Source organism: Rummeliibacillus sp. JY-2-4R, assembly GCF_053847205.1.
Window position 1 is genome coordinate 2,648,065 of record NZ_CM132623.1, and the last position, 13,479, is coordinate 2,661,543.

Genomic DNA, 13,479 nt, shown 5'->3' on the forward strand with positions numbered 1-13,479 from the left:
GTTTAGTTTATATAAACGTAATGTTATTGATTATTATGTTTTTGTAAATGTATTGTAAATTTATAATAAAAAATTATGGTTGCTTGGCAAAAGAGGACTTTCTAAGCTTTATTATGTACTTTTATTAATATTTGATTCTTATAGACGAAGAAAAGCACCACGATGGATAATCGCGGTGCTTTATATTATATAGAAGAAACTCAATATTTCTTCACTAACATTTTATTGATTGTTATTATTGTTGGAGTTATTTTTTGGTTTTGTAATGGTTTCTCCAACTGTTTCTGTGTTGTCTTTTATATATTTCTTTTGTAAAGAAAAATACGTATCAACTGCTTGACGAGCAATAATATTGTTAACAGATGTGTAAGTTTGGCTTGTTGTAACCCAAGGAACTACTACAGCATAAGCAATTTCAGGATTTTTGTAAGGCGCAAATCCGATATGAGTAATATTTAGAGTTTGTGAACCGTATGCTGATTTTTTTGGTCCATAATATACCACTTCCGCTGTTCCTGTTTTACCAGCAGCATCAAATTTTGCATCACGGAAATAAGAAGCTGCAGAACCTTGATTACCAAAGTACACTCTGTGCATCCCTTGTTTAACATGATCAATTTCATATTGTGAATTATTAATTGTATTTAAAACTTTTGGTTGTATTTCTTCTACTATTGGTCCAAGTTTTTTTCCATCAACTGAAGGGTCACGAATTTCTTTTGCAAGATGCGGTTGAATTCGTTTTCCTCCATTTGCAATTGTTGAAACATATTGTGCAAGTTGTAGAGGAGTAAATGTATCATATTGGCCAATTACTAAGTCAAGTAATTTACCTGAAATTGTTTCTTCCCCTTTAAAGCCTGTGAATTCACCTGGTAAGTCAATACCTGTATCAACACCTAAACCAAATTGTGCATAAGAGTTTCGAATTTTTGTAAAATCACTTGCTTTTACTCTTAAACCTGCATTTGGTACATAATTTACACCAGCAATTTTCATAGCTGTTTTAAACATATATACGTTTGATGAACGCTCTAATGCTGTTAAATCATCTAAATAAATAGCTCCTGAACGGTTGAATATAGATGATTTCGTTGCTGTACCAGCAATCTTAATCGGTTCATCCAATAATACTTGTCCTGGTGTAATTGCATTTAAGGAATATCCTGTTAATAAAGTAGCTGGCTTAACAACTGACCCTACTTCATATGCAGAAGTAAAATTACCAATTGAATAATCGTTAACAACTGTTCGGCCATTAGAATCAGTATCTAATTTTTTGCCGACCATTGATAATATTTCACCTGTATTTGGGTCCATCATAACTAGAAATGCCCGATCTAACAAACCTGAAGAACCTGAAGCTTTGGCTTGTAATAACTGATCTTCCACTATTTTCTCCAATTTTGATTGAAGTTGACTGTCTATTGTTAATACAAGATCTTTACCAGGCTCACCATTAAAAGTAGTTTTTGTTTCAACAACTTGCCCTTTACCATTAGTTGCGTTTTTAACAACGGCCTTTTGACCTTGTAATAACTCTTCATATTGAGATTCTATATAACTTTTACCGACACGGTCATTACGAGAATAATCGCGAGCTAAATAGTAATCCAATTTGTCTTTTGGAATCCCTTCAGATGGAGTAGTCGTACTTCCTAAAATACTTAAATCTGAATTTTTGACACGTGCCCAGTCTGTTGTAGTATTGACATTTGGTAACTCATTTAAATGCTCAGAGACAACAGCAAATTCCTTATCACTTACATTATCGCTTTTAATAATTTGAGGAGATAAATTGTAGCCCGCAAGCATTTTGCTATAAATGGCTAGAACTTGTAAATCTTTTTTTGTAAAACTTTTCAATTCTTCATTTGTAATACGTGATCGAACTAAATCATCTAATTTTTTTTGTTTGTCTGAAGCTGTTAATTTTTCATTTTTGTTTATGGCATTTTGCTCTTGTTTAGAAACTTTCGCATATGCCTCATCTTTATGTAGCGTAATCCAATAATCTTGTTTATCTCGTAACGCTAGTTTACTTGTATCCATTTTAATAAGGTTTGATAACTCTTTAGCTGTGTTCAACATTTCTTCATTCGTAGTTGTTTGCAGCTTAGTATACGTAATCGCATTTTTTGGCTTATTATCTACTAATACTCGTCCTTGTCGGTCAAAAATACGACCTCGTGGAACACTTGTATTAACAGTTACTTCTTCTGTTTGCTCTAATGCTCTTACATAGTCATCACCTTTTACAATTTGCATATATCCTAGTCGTAAAATTAGGATTGAAAACAACATGAAAATCGAGAAGAACAGCACATTCATACGAAAAGAAAGATTTGCGCGCTGTTTAGCTTTGACATTTGATGCTCGTTTCTTTGATTTTTTATTTTTTTGTCGCAATGTTTTAGCCCCCTCTCCGTTTAAATACACAATTAGTAGTATATCATTTTTCCATCACAAAACAAATAATCGATTGGATTAAATTACGAACTACAAAAATTGAAAAGGATCCAATAAAGCCTCTCTGAGCTCTTTATACAGCTTATGTTTTTAATACAAAAAAGCACGCATCTTACTGACGTGTAAGATGCGTGCTTTGTTCCACTTTGGTTGGATTATTTTGCAGCAGCGAAGCGTTCTGCAACTTTGTCCCAGTTTACAACATTCCAGAAAGCTGAAATGTAGTCAGGACGACGGTTTTGATAGTTTAAGTAGTATGCATGTTCCCATACATCTAAACCAAGTAATGGAGTTTTACCTTCCATGATTGGAGAGTCTTGGTTTGGAGTTGAAGAAATTTCTAATTCTCCGTTAGCTACAGATAACCAAGCCCAGCCTGAACCGAAGCGAGTTTTAGCTGCTGCTGAGAATTGATCTTTAAAAGCATCGAATGAACCAAATTTTGCATCGATTGCTTGAGCAAGTTCACCAGTTGGTTGACCACCAGCATTAGGTGCTAATGATTCCCAGAATAATGAGTGGTTAGCGTGACCGCCACCATTGTTACGTACAGCTGTACGAACTTCTTCTGGAACTGCATCTAAGTTTGCAATTACTTCTTCAACTGATTTACCTTCGAATTCTGATTTACCAGCTAAAGCATCATTTAAACCAGTAACATAAGTGTTATGGTGTTTATCATGATGGATTTCCATAGTTTTTGCGTCGATATGTGGTTCTAATGCATCAAATGCATATGGTAAGTTTGGTAGTTCAAATGCCATAATAAAATTTCCTCCTCGAAATTAAGTAATATTTAACTACATCACTTAGGTTAGCAAATTTTAGATATTCATTCAAATATTATTAATTATTTTTTTCAAATTCAGCCTTTTGACTGAGCCATTAAGATTAAATTGCTAAAATAAATATAATAATCATCACAATTTGTACGATTCCCTTTGTTACTATTGATGTTAAAAACCCAACAAGCGATCCAATCCCAGATTTTAGCGCTAACTTTAAGGAACTCTTTGAAAATATTAATTCGGCAATTATAGCTCCCAGGAATGGACCTATTAAAATACCAGCAATGGGGATAATAAAAGGACCCACGATTAATCCAATCGTACTCCCCCATATTCCTGCGTCGCTTCCTCCAAATCTTTTAACGCCAAACGCATTGGATAACATGTCTGCACCAAATAATAAAATCGTAAATAAAATTTCTGCAACCCAAAACCACCAAGGAAATTCACCAAATCCGTGGAAAAGTGCGTGGATGATAAATCCTAGAAAGATAAATAACACAGAAGGAATCACGGGATATATGAGTCCTATAAACGCAATGACAAAACTAATAATAATAAGTGTCCATGAGATGTATTCCACAACTAGCCCCCTTCTAATATAAATAAGACTAAACCATTACAATTTATTTCTACCAATTATATTCCCATTAAAAAAAGAAAAAAGCCAATCATTTGAAGTTATTAATCCCACTTTAGAACTCCAACCATTGTTTTGCACATGAAAGGGACTGTTTGAAAGATTCATTATACTTAATTTGATAAGGTGCAAGTAGTTATTCATTTCACCATAATTTCCATGTTAATATACTAGGGTGGAGGTTATTACTATGAAGATCAACCATTGGCAGTTATTCAAAGACAGCATTCTAAATCCTAAAAAACTTGCTGCATATAGACTATTACCTATTGGAAAAGTGATTCAATACGTTTTATTACTTGTTCTCTTTTTAACCATTATTTCATTTATACAATTTTTGACTGGGTTCGGATTAGAATCTAGTAGAATAGAAGGTTTAAAGGAGTTTGTAAATGAAATAAAATGGTTAATTTATCCATTCGGCTTGCTATTATTATTTATTATTAATTCGTTTTCAATATTTGTTCAAATCAGTATTTATGCAATTGTTGGGCTAGGTATTCTTCATATTATGAAAAAACGTGGAGAATATCGACATATTTGGCGAACAGCAGCATTTTCTATCACATTGACAACCATTATCACGACACTGTCAGTCTTACTACCACTTGATGCTCGATTTATTTCTAGCATCGGGATTGCTGTTACGGCGATTTACTTAGTACTTGCATGTACAAAATATCCAAATAAACCCCAAAAATGAGGTCTGAATCTCTTTCTTTTTCATATATTAGTGGAAAAGGGAGGGGTTTTTTTGAGAGTACTAGTTTCCGCACTGATTATTATAATATGTGCTTATTTTATAAAAGTGGACTTAATTGAAGGAACGATTTCAAAAGCAGAGTTTTACACAGTTGAAAAACAATGTAAAAAAAGTACAGATAAAATTCAGACAATTACTGTTACAACAGCTACTGGTGATACATGGGAATCATTATTTGCGATGTATCCTGCCGAAAATATAACATTTGCAGACAGACTTGAACTTGTATATAAATTAAATCCACACCTTCTAAAACAAAGCTTTAAACCGAACGAACAAGTTGTCTTACCTTTCCGTATAAAAAATACTAATTCATGTACAAAATAAACAGTTTGTGTTTAATTCTTGTCAATTTCTTTAAAACACTGATAGAATAGTTTAGAGTGATGGCTAATATAAGGCCAACGAAGGAGAGAATTTTCATGAATGAAATCACACACCGTTCTAAAACACGTAAAGTTCGTGTTGGTGATTTAACAATCGGTGGAAGTAATGAAGTAATCATCCAAAGTATGACTACAACTAAAACACATGATGTTGAAGCAACTGTGGCAGAAATTCTTCGTTTAGAAGAGGCTGGCTGCCAAATTATTCGTGTAGCTTGTCCAGATGAACGTGCAGCTAATGCTTTAGCAGACATTAAAAAACGTATCCATATCCCACTTGTAGCGGATATTCACTTTGACTATAAACTAGCCTTAAAAGCAATTGATGCTGGAGTGGATAAAATCCGCATCAACCCAGGTAATATTGGCCGTAAAGAAAAAGTTGAAGCTGTCGTTAATGCAGCTAAAGCGAAAGGAATTCCAATTCGTATCGGTGTTAACGCTGGTTCACTTGAACGTAAAATTCTTGAGAAATACGGCTATCCAACAGCTGATGGTATGGTTGAAAGTGCATTACACCATATTAAAATTTTAGAAGATCTTGATTTCCACGATATAATCGTTTCAATGAAAGCTTCTGATGTTAATTTGGCAATTGAAGCTTATGAAAAAGCAGCTCGTACCTTTGACTACCCACTACACCTTGGCATTACTGAATCAGGTACATTATTCTCTGGAACTATTAAATCAGCAGCAGGTCTTGGTTCTATTTTAAGTAAAGGTATTGGGAATACACTTCGCGTTTCATTAAGTGCTGATCCTGTAGAAGAAATTAAAGTGGCAAAAGAATTGTTAAAAACATTCGGTCTTGCTTCTAATATGCCTACACTTATATCATGCCCAACTTGTGGTCGAATCGAAATCGATTTAATTTCGATCGCAAATGAAGTTGAAGAATACTTACAAACAATTAAAGCTCCAATCAAAGTTTCTGTACTTGGTTGTGCTGTAAACGGACCTGGTGAAGCACGTGAAGCGGACATCGGTATTGCTGGTGCTCGAGGTGAAGGGTTACTATTCCGTCATGGTAAAACAGTTCGAAAAGTACCAGAAGAAACAATGGTTGAAGAATTGAAAAAAGAAATTGATATTTTAGCAGAAGAATATTATAAAAAACAAGAAGCAGCTAAAGCAGAAAACTAGAAACAATTTCTTTTAGGAGGATCATGTAATGACGAAAAAATATAGTTTTGGCATTGATATTGATGGGACAGTGACAACTCCTGAATTCCTTTTACCTCATATCAACAATGCATTTAAAACGAATTTATTATTAGATGATATAAAAAAATATGATCTCACGGAAGTTCTTTCAGTCGAACCAAAAGAATTCTTAGAATGGTTTAAAAAAGAAGAACTTAATATTTACAAAAATCCTCCTGTTCAACAAGAAGCACAGCGTATTTTATCTAGTTGGTATCCAAATGTTACGTTAAACTATATTACAGCGCGAGAAGAAAACTCTCGGGAAGTTACAGATAGTTGGTTTAAATCGAATCTATTACCCTACGATACAATTGATATTGTAGGACCAACTGATAAAGTACTAGCTGGACGCAGACACGGTGTACAATTGTTTATGGAAGACAAACATGATAATGCTGTTCGTCTTCATGAAGAACTAGATATACCTGTGCTACTTTTTGATGCTCCATATAATCGAGAAGCAATTCCAAACGGCGTTATTCGTGTAAATAACTGGATAGATGCTGAACAATGGGTCAAAAAAGAATTTGGTATTTAGAGTGAAATTCACAAAAGTAAGAAATATTATTTTTAGACATCATAAAACTATTAAAAGGCGAGAGATCATACAGATTTGTGATCGCTCGCCTTTTTTAATTTCTAAAAATTAATATCTAATAGTTTCTTTACCTTGTCTAGTTTGGCTGGTTCTTTATTGACAGTCATATAGGTCATTTCTTTTTTCATCGTATCTTGGAAGAAAATAGATCCATCTTTTAGCATGTAGATTTTATATGTCAGTTTGTTCATTTCATTTGTGTCACCAAGTGCAACAATATAGCTTCCTTGTTTATCTAATTGTTTGACTATCTTAGCTTGCTCCTCAGATTTAGGAACCATTACAACACTACGATTCACGATTCGTATAAAATCTTGTACAGTTGCAGGATTAGCGATTATTTTTCCTGTATCCTTTGTTGATATACCTTTATCATTTACTCCTTGAATATATAGATATTGATAGAATTCTGTTTTTGGAATAATGATTTCTCGTGTATTCACTTTCGAACTCTGCTGTCCACACCCAACTAATCCAACGATTAATGCTAGTATTAATAACGATTTAACATATCTCATAGCTAAGCTCTCCTTCACGATTGCTAATTAACTCTACACGTAATATTATACCGTTCTTGATGTATGTTGCCTGTAACAGTCATTAAGTTGTAACAAGATTGCCAAACCTATTTGTCATAACAGTTAATATATTTATTTTTTAGTAGATATAACAAGATATAATTTCCAAGATGTACTTCTACTATAATGGGAAAATATTTAGTATAATCATTTATGTACTATTGTTTTTTATATCAAAAGGAGAGCGGTGAGTAATATTGAACTGGCATTATATTATCAATGTCTTTGCAAATTGTTTTATTTTCCTCTTCCTTATTCAATACATCTTAAGTTCTTTTAAATCATCGAAAAATCACCTTTTAACTAAAATGTTGATTAATTGCCTAGTAATCTCATTCATGGTAGCAATGTCAGTACCAATACTTGAAGAATGTGATATACGCTTAGGATATATAATTGAATTTCCCTTTGAAGATTAAGATGGTTTAAACTTTAAAAGTAATGAGTAGCTATAGAACAAATAGCTGCTCTTTTTTTGTTTGTATCAACCTTTCATTCCCATTATTTTTGCCATTTTTACAAATAATTTATGTAAATGTTTATTTCATTAGTCCAATGCACAATTTCTAATAATATAAAATTCATATATTAGAAAGGTAATAAAAATAAATGAATGAGGGGGGTGGAAGTATGCGAAATGATAGTAGTAATTGGGAAAATAATGTCAATGATATAAACGATTGTGATGATTGTAATAACAGACGTAGAAATCGTTGCAATAGTTGTATATGTCAAATACTAAGAAGACTACCAAGAAATACAGAAGTAGATGTTTTCTTATCAGGTGGTAATATTTTAGAAGACGTTGTATTTAAGAGATTAAACCGTAACAACTGCTGTGCTTTCTTTAACGACCCTACTACAGAACCTGGATCTACACTTATCGTAGATTGCAACAGAATTGACGCTATTCGCTTAGAAGCAGACGACGACTAAATTTTTGGAGACCACTTTTTTTAGAAAAAGTGGCCTCCTTTAATAAATTCTCTATCCAAAAATGAAATCTTAAATTAGATTATCTTTGACACAATAATTCTGCCAAAAGTTGTTATTGTAGACTTTTTGCTAAACATTCTGGGCATTTTCCATAGATTTCAAATTTATGACTCTCTATTTCGTATTCTGGTAATTGTTCATTGAGCATGTCCATTGGGCAGAGATGAATTTCTTTTATTTTGCCACATTCCATACATATAAAATGATGATGATGATGTTCAGTTTCACATTGCATACGGAAATGTCGCTCACCAGAAAGTTCTGTTTCCTCTAAAATGCCAAGTTCCACAAATGTTGCTAGATTGCGATAGATTGTATCGTAACTCATACCAGGGTAATCTTTTTTCATCACAGCAAGCAAGTCACGGGCTGTTAGATATTTTTCCGTCTCTTCAAACATTTCTAGTATTTGTTCACGTTTATCTGTTTTTTTAAAGCCACTATCCTTTAAAATTCCCCATGCTTTTGTCAAATTCATACCCTATTACTCCCTTCAATCCTTTGCAAGTATAGCCAGAGCAACTTTCTTTCCAATTATTACAAGTAGTAATATTAAAATTGATGTTACAACGATTGTACCACCTGGTGCCAAATTCAAATAGAAAGCTGTAAACAATCCAATTACTACTGCTAACTCGCCAAATAAAATAGCAAAGAAAATGGTTTGCTTAAAGCTTTTTGCGATGCGAATACTTGCAGCAACTGGTAATGTGATTAGTGAAGATACAAGTAAAATACCAACAATTCGCATACTGGCAGCAATAACTAAAGCTGTCACAATCATAAATAATAAGTGGACACTTTTCGCCGGTATACCACTTGCTTTGGCATATTCTTCATCAAAAGATAAAACAAACAATTCTTTATAAAAAATATAAATAAACAGTATAACCAACACTGCAATTCCTAGTACAATCCATAAATCTTGTCTACTTACTGCTGAAACGGAGCCAAATAAGTAGCTAAATAAATCTGTACTAAACCCTTGTGCAAGAGAGATAAAAATTGCGCTCATGCCAAGTCCTGCAGACATGATAATGGGAATAGCCAGTTCTTCAAAGTGTTTGTATAATCTACGGAGTCTTTCTATAAACACAGAGCCCCCAACAGCAGATAAAATCCCTAGATAAATTGGGTTTAAAGTAGCGAGTGATAGAACATTTTGACTTAAGTATAGACTGCCAGCAATCCCAGCTAAAGTGACATGGCTTAATGCATCAGCAATAAGAGAAAGACGACGCACAACAATAAAAACACCTAATAGTGGTGCGATCACACCTATAATTATTCCTGATAAAAAAGCATTCTGCAAAAAGTCATAGTGTAAAATAGATGCAATCATTTTTGTTTCTCCTTATTATCATGATGAATTTTGCGCACAGAATGGCCATACCATGCATTTAACTGATCATCGGATAAGGATTCATAATCGTCTTTATACCCGTGAAAATGGATTGTTTGATTTAAACAAGCAACATGGCTAATCGTGTTTGAGACTGTATCAACATCATGTGTTACTAAGATCATTGTCATATTAAGTTGCTCATTTAAATCAGTTAGCATATCATAGAATGACTGCACATTTTCGTGGTCAATTCCGACGGTTGGTTCATCTAAAATAAGCAATTTTGGTTTAGCAACAAGTGCCCTTGCAATAAAGACACGTTGTTGCTGGCCACCAGAAAGTTCACCAATATTACGATTAGTAAACTGCTCCATGCCAACAGCCTGTAAAGCCTCCATTATACTCTTTTGCTGTTTTGGTAAATTTCTCTTAAATAGGCCGATTTTTTTAGTAAGCCCGCTCGCTACAACTTCTCTTACTGTTGCAGGAAATCCAGAATTGAATGAATTGGACTTTTGAGAAACATAACCAATCCACTCTCTATGTTTAAATGATGAACTTGGTTGACCAAATAACTTTACAGAGCCCTTTGTAGGTTTTAATAGACTTAAAATAATTTTCAACAATGTCGATTTTCCAGAGCCATTTGGGCCAAGTAACGCTAAAAAATCGCCTTCTCTAACAGTTAAAGAGATATTGGATAACACTTGCGTATATTCATATTGAAATGCAACGTCTTGTAATTCAATTAACGGCTGTTGCGCCATAAACTTCTCTTCTTTCTAATTCATAATCATTACGATTTACAGAAAGTTAGTATAATAGATTGAAGGCGCTTTGTAAAGAACAATCTCCTGAGAGGATGAGAAAATGGATTATCTTGCATTAATTAGCGAAATTAATCGCAAATCAGATAAGGAGCTTGCAGAATATGCCCAAACTTATCAGATTCCACTTTCGAAAAAAGAAATACAAAAACTACGGCCACTTCTTTCATCGTTTTCGTTCCAATGGGTCCTAACTGGAATTCCAGACCATGTAATGAAAGAAATCGAAAAAATTCTCGGAAAGAAGAAAACGAAAGAATTACTAGGCAAATATAGTAAATATATGTAAAGAAGATAATTAAACAGATTTTATTGGTGTGTCTATGATTAGGTATCAGATTATCCCCTCACTATCTATCCTACCTTTTCATAGATGCACTTGTGTTATTTCATAATGATTTAAATTTTTATTGCATAAGTTGCATTTCTGACAGTATTTCTTCAATCAATGGATCTAAAAGGTTTAATAATTCAATATCAATATTTTCCCCCGCCTCCACCATCGAAAGTTGTCCAATTGCAAAAGAACCACTGTTTTGACTAAAAAGTTTCGTTAAACTTTTAACAACCATATCATTATGTTCTTTCATCTTCCCATTCATCAAATACTCAAATGCCTCAGGAATAACCACAACTTTATAGTCATTTGGGGCATTAATTTTTTGCAGGTGTTGATTAAGCCGTTTCGTAGTACCTTCTATTGTCTTTGGGTTGGTGAAAATTAAAAAACGCGGATTCGATAGTTTAGAAAATGCGTTAAAAAATGGTTCATCAATTTTAATTACGGGAACATTCCAAAAACTATTCTCCTCTATAAGAGCGATGTAGTTTGTGCAAGTAATGAGTATGGCATCTACGCCAGTTTTGGCAATCCAATTAATTTGTTCTTTTACTTTATTTTTAGCCTCTGCAGTTGTGAAGTTTGAATCATTTGCCATTCTCATCATTAATCCAGGATCAACAAAATGCTGCAGTTCTATTGAGTATTTTGATAAGGCTTCTTCAATATAGCTAATATTTGAAAAATGCGCGTGTAAGCATCCTAATCTTTTCATTGTTTACTCCCTTTTGGTTCTATTATGTAATTCTGGTCAACTAGGAAATTATCTTTGATTTCCTAATATATATTTTTCCTACTCCATCAATAAAGGTAAACTTAAAAAAGCTCAACAAACTTTAGTTTGCCAAGCTGCTTCTATATAAATTTTGATTATTCTCTTTCAAATACAACTCGACCAGCAACTACTGTTTTTACGGCTTTTGCTTCTAGCATCTCTTCTGATGTCCCATCGAATAAATCACGGTCAAAGATGGAGAAGTCAGCTACATATCCTGGGTTAATTAACCCTCGTTCATTTTCTTTGCTAATCACTTGTGCACTACCAACTGTGTACATGCGTATTGCTTCATAGCGGGTTAATTTTTGCTCAAGGATATACCCATCGCCTTTTTCATATGGCTTTTTACGTTCTACAGCTGCATAAATCGATACTAATGGATTAACATCTTCAACTGGTGAATCTGTTCCTGCAGCACACATCACTCCATTGTCTAAGAGTGATTTCCATGGATATACATATTTTAGTCGTTGTTCTCCTAGACGATCAATAATCCATGGGAAATCAGATGAAACGAAGGCAGGTTGCGCGTCAACCACAATTGGTAGTTTTGCCATTCTGTCTATTAAATCTTTACGTAAAACACTCCCATGAATTAAGCGATCTCGTTTTCCTTTAGGACTTGGGTATTTTTCAATGACATTCAAAATCTGTTCTGCGGCAGCATCACCAATCATATGCACAGCAATGACATCATCATATTTACGTGCAAGCTTTACAAGGTTCTCAAGCTCTTCATCAGTCTGAATGAGTAATCCACTATTTTCAGGATTGTCTGCATACGGTTTGGAAAGTGCTGCGGTTGAACCACCAAGTGCTCCATCTGCAAATATTTTCATCGCACCTGGTTCAATAAACGGTTCGTCAAATTCTAGGTTTGCTTCCTTCATTTCTTTATATACCGCGTTATGCAGAAGTAAATCTACTCTAAAATGATGTTTTTCACCTATGACTCTTCTAAATGCAGTTAACGGATTCAAAAATCCCCCAAAATAATGCATATCCTCTGTATGGCCACCTGTTAAACCATATGATAACATCGTATCTACAGCAAGGTTAAGTGCTTTTGTCAGGGAATTAATATAGATTTCTCCTTCTTTTGAAATTGCGTTTGTAACGAGTTCTGAAGCTCGATCATACAACAGACCATTTAATTTTCCTTCTTTTGTTCTACCAATTTCTCCTCCAGCTGGTGATTCACTTTGCTGTGATATCCCTCCAGCTTCAAGCGCTTCGCTATTACATAAGATAACGTGATGGCATACTCTAGTTAATAAAATAGGTCCTTTGCGGATAGCATCTAGTTCGTCTTTGGTAGGAATTCGCTTGTCGGGGAAATTATTTTCATTCCATGATTCCCCATACAACCATTGATCATCTGGCGTATTCTTTGCTGCTACTTTTATCATTTCTAACAATTCCTCAAAAGATTTAGCATTTGACAAATCTAGACGAAGAAGTTTTTGACCTGTGAAAATCATATGTAAATGACTATCCACAAAACCTGGATACATTGTAGCGCCTTGTAAATCAATTAATTCATCTGCATTTATTTTTAATTCATCTTTTGAACCTACAGCAATAATTTTATCATTTTCAACTAATACTGCTTCTACAGTTTCGTCTTCTTGTTTCATCGTATAAATTGTTCCACCATACCAAAGCTTTTTCATCTAATTGCCCCCTATTTTATATCCATTTCTATCTTTAACCGATTGAATAAATAGACTATTCTTACTTTTAATTATGCTATTTCACATTTCAT

15 protein-coding genes are annotated in these 13,479 nt (G+C 33.8%); 6 read left to right on the forward strand and 9 right to left on the reverse strand.

Translation table 11 applies throughout. The annotated features are described in order from the left end of the window. Positions 1-222 precede the first annotated feature (222 nt). The 3 genes from ACWV26_RS12980 to ACWV26_RS12990 form a co-directional block, all read right to left on the reverse strand. The gene (locus ACWV26_RS12980; protein WP_455898252.1) at positions 223-2,331 is read right to left on the reverse strand and encodes a peptidoglycan D,D-transpeptidase FtsI family protein; all 2,109 of its coding nucleotides are present in this window, start codon (positions 2,329-2,331) and stop codon (positions 223-225) included. Positions 2,332-2,624: 293 nt separating this feature from the next. Beyond that, positions 2,625-3,233, reverse strand: coding sequence for a superoxide dismutase (locus ACWV26_RS12985; RefSeq protein WP_455895155.1), 609 nt, complete (start codon positions 3,231-3,233; stop codon positions 2,625-2,627). A 127-nt stretch (positions 3,234-3,360) separates the two neighbouring features. Beyond that, on the reverse strand, positions 3,361-3,840 hold the full coding sequence (locus ACWV26_RS12990; protein ID WP_455895156.1) for a DUF456 domain-containing protein: 480 nt from the start codon (positions 3,838-3,840) through the stop codon (positions 3,361-3,363). Positions 3,841-4,087: 247 nt separating this feature from the next. Here ACWV26_RS12990 and ACWV26_RS12995 point away from each other — a divergent pair, with 247 nt between their 5' ends. From ACWV26_RS12995 to ACWV26_RS13010, 4 genes are all read left to right on the forward strand, one after another. Next, positions 4,088-4,600: a DUF1189 family protein gene (locus tag ACWV26_RS12995; RefSeq protein WP_455895157.1), complete on the forward strand. Its 513-nt coding sequence runs from the start codon at positions 4,088-4,090 to the stop codon at positions 4,598-4,600. Positions 4,601-4,651: 51 nt separating this feature from the next. Beyond that, the gene (locus ACWV26_RS13000) at positions 4,652-4,987 is read left to right on the forward strand and encodes a hypothetical protein (RefSeq protein ID WP_455895158.1); all 336 of its coding nucleotides are present in this window, start codon (positions 4,652-4,654) and stop codon (positions 4,985-4,987) included. A gap of 89 nt (positions 4,988-5,076) precedes the next feature. After that, positions 5,077-6,189: a flavodoxin-dependent (E)-4-hydroxy-3-methylbut-2-enyl-diphosphate synthase gene (ispG, locus tag ACWV26_RS13005; RefSeq protein WP_455898253.1), complete on the forward strand. Its 1,113-nt coding sequence runs from the start codon at positions 5,077-5,079 to the stop codon at positions 6,187-6,189. Between the two features lie 28 nt (positions 6,190-6,217). Then, positions 6,218-6,790 carry a hypothetical protein gene (locus tag ACWV26_RS13010; protein ID WP_455895159.1) on the forward strand — a complete coding sequence of 191 codons (573 nt, stop codon included), beginning with the start codon at positions 6,218-6,220 and terminating at the stop codon, positions 6,788-6,790. Positions 6,791-6,891: 101 nt separating this feature from the next. On the opposite strand, the gene ACWV26_RS13015 is transcribed toward ACWV26_RS13010, so the two are convergent. Then, complete coding sequence (locus ACWV26_RS13015; RefSeq protein WP_455895160.1) at positions 6,892-7,368, reverse strand: hypothetical protein; 477 nt, start codon at positions 7,366-7,368, stop codon at positions 6,892-6,894. 669 nt (positions 7,369-8,037) lie between these two features. Here ACWV26_RS13015 and ACWV26_RS13020 point away from each other — a divergent pair. After that, positions 8,038-8,364, forward strand: a complete 327-nt coding sequence (locus ACWV26_RS13020; protein ID WP_455895161.1) for a hydrolase — start codon at positions 8,038-8,040, stop codon at positions 8,362-8,364. A gap of 112 nt (positions 8,365-8,476) precedes the next feature. Here the strand turns inward: ACWV26_RS13020 and ACWV26_RS13025 are convergent, their stop codons facing one another. From ACWV26_RS13025 to ACWV26_RS13035, 3 genes are read right to left on the reverse strand one after another with little or no spacing between them, the layout of a single operon-like run. Beyond that, the gene (locus ACWV26_RS13025) at positions 8,477-8,902 is read right to left on the reverse strand and encodes a Fur family transcriptional regulator (RefSeq protein ID WP_455895162.1); all 426 of its coding nucleotides are present in this window, start codon (positions 8,900-8,902) and stop codon (positions 8,477-8,479) included. A gap of 15 nt (positions 8,903-8,917) precedes the next feature. Beyond that, complete coding sequence (locus ACWV26_RS13030) at positions 8,918-9,766, reverse strand: metal ABC transporter permease (protein ID WP_455895163.1); 849 nt, start codon at positions 9,764-9,766, stop codon at positions 8,918-8,920. Then, entirely contained in the window at positions 9,763-10,536 is a 774-nt protein-coding gene (locus tag ACWV26_RS13035; protein WP_455895164.1) for a metal ABC transporter ATP-binding protein, read from the reverse strand. Before ACWV26_RS13035 ends, ACWV26_RS13030 begins: the two co-directional genes overlap by 4 nt. 103 nt (positions 10,537-10,639) lie before the next feature. Between ACWV26_RS13035 and ACWV26_RS13040 the strand changes: the two genes are divergently transcribed. Further along, positions 10,640-10,885 (forward strand): hypothetical protein, encoded by a 246-nt coding sequence (locus ACWV26_RS13040; RefSeq protein WP_455895165.1) that lies wholly within the window; start codon positions 10,640-10,642, stop codon positions 10,883-10,885. A 118-nt stretch (positions 10,886-11,003) separates the two neighbouring features. Here ACWV26_RS13040 and ACWV26_RS13045 read toward each other — a convergent pair whose 3' ends face one another. After that, on the reverse strand, positions 11,004-11,651 hold the full coding sequence (locus tag ACWV26_RS13045) for a hypothetical protein (RefSeq protein WP_455895166.1): 648 nt from the start codon (positions 11,649-11,651) through the stop codon (positions 11,004-11,006). 155 nt (positions 11,652-11,806) lie between these two features. Next, positions 11,807-13,387, reverse strand: a complete 1,581-nt coding sequence (locus ACWV26_RS13050; protein ID WP_455895167.1) for an amidohydrolase — start codon at positions 13,385-13,387, stop codon at positions 11,807-11,809. Positions 13,388-13,479: the final 92 nt, after the last annotated feature.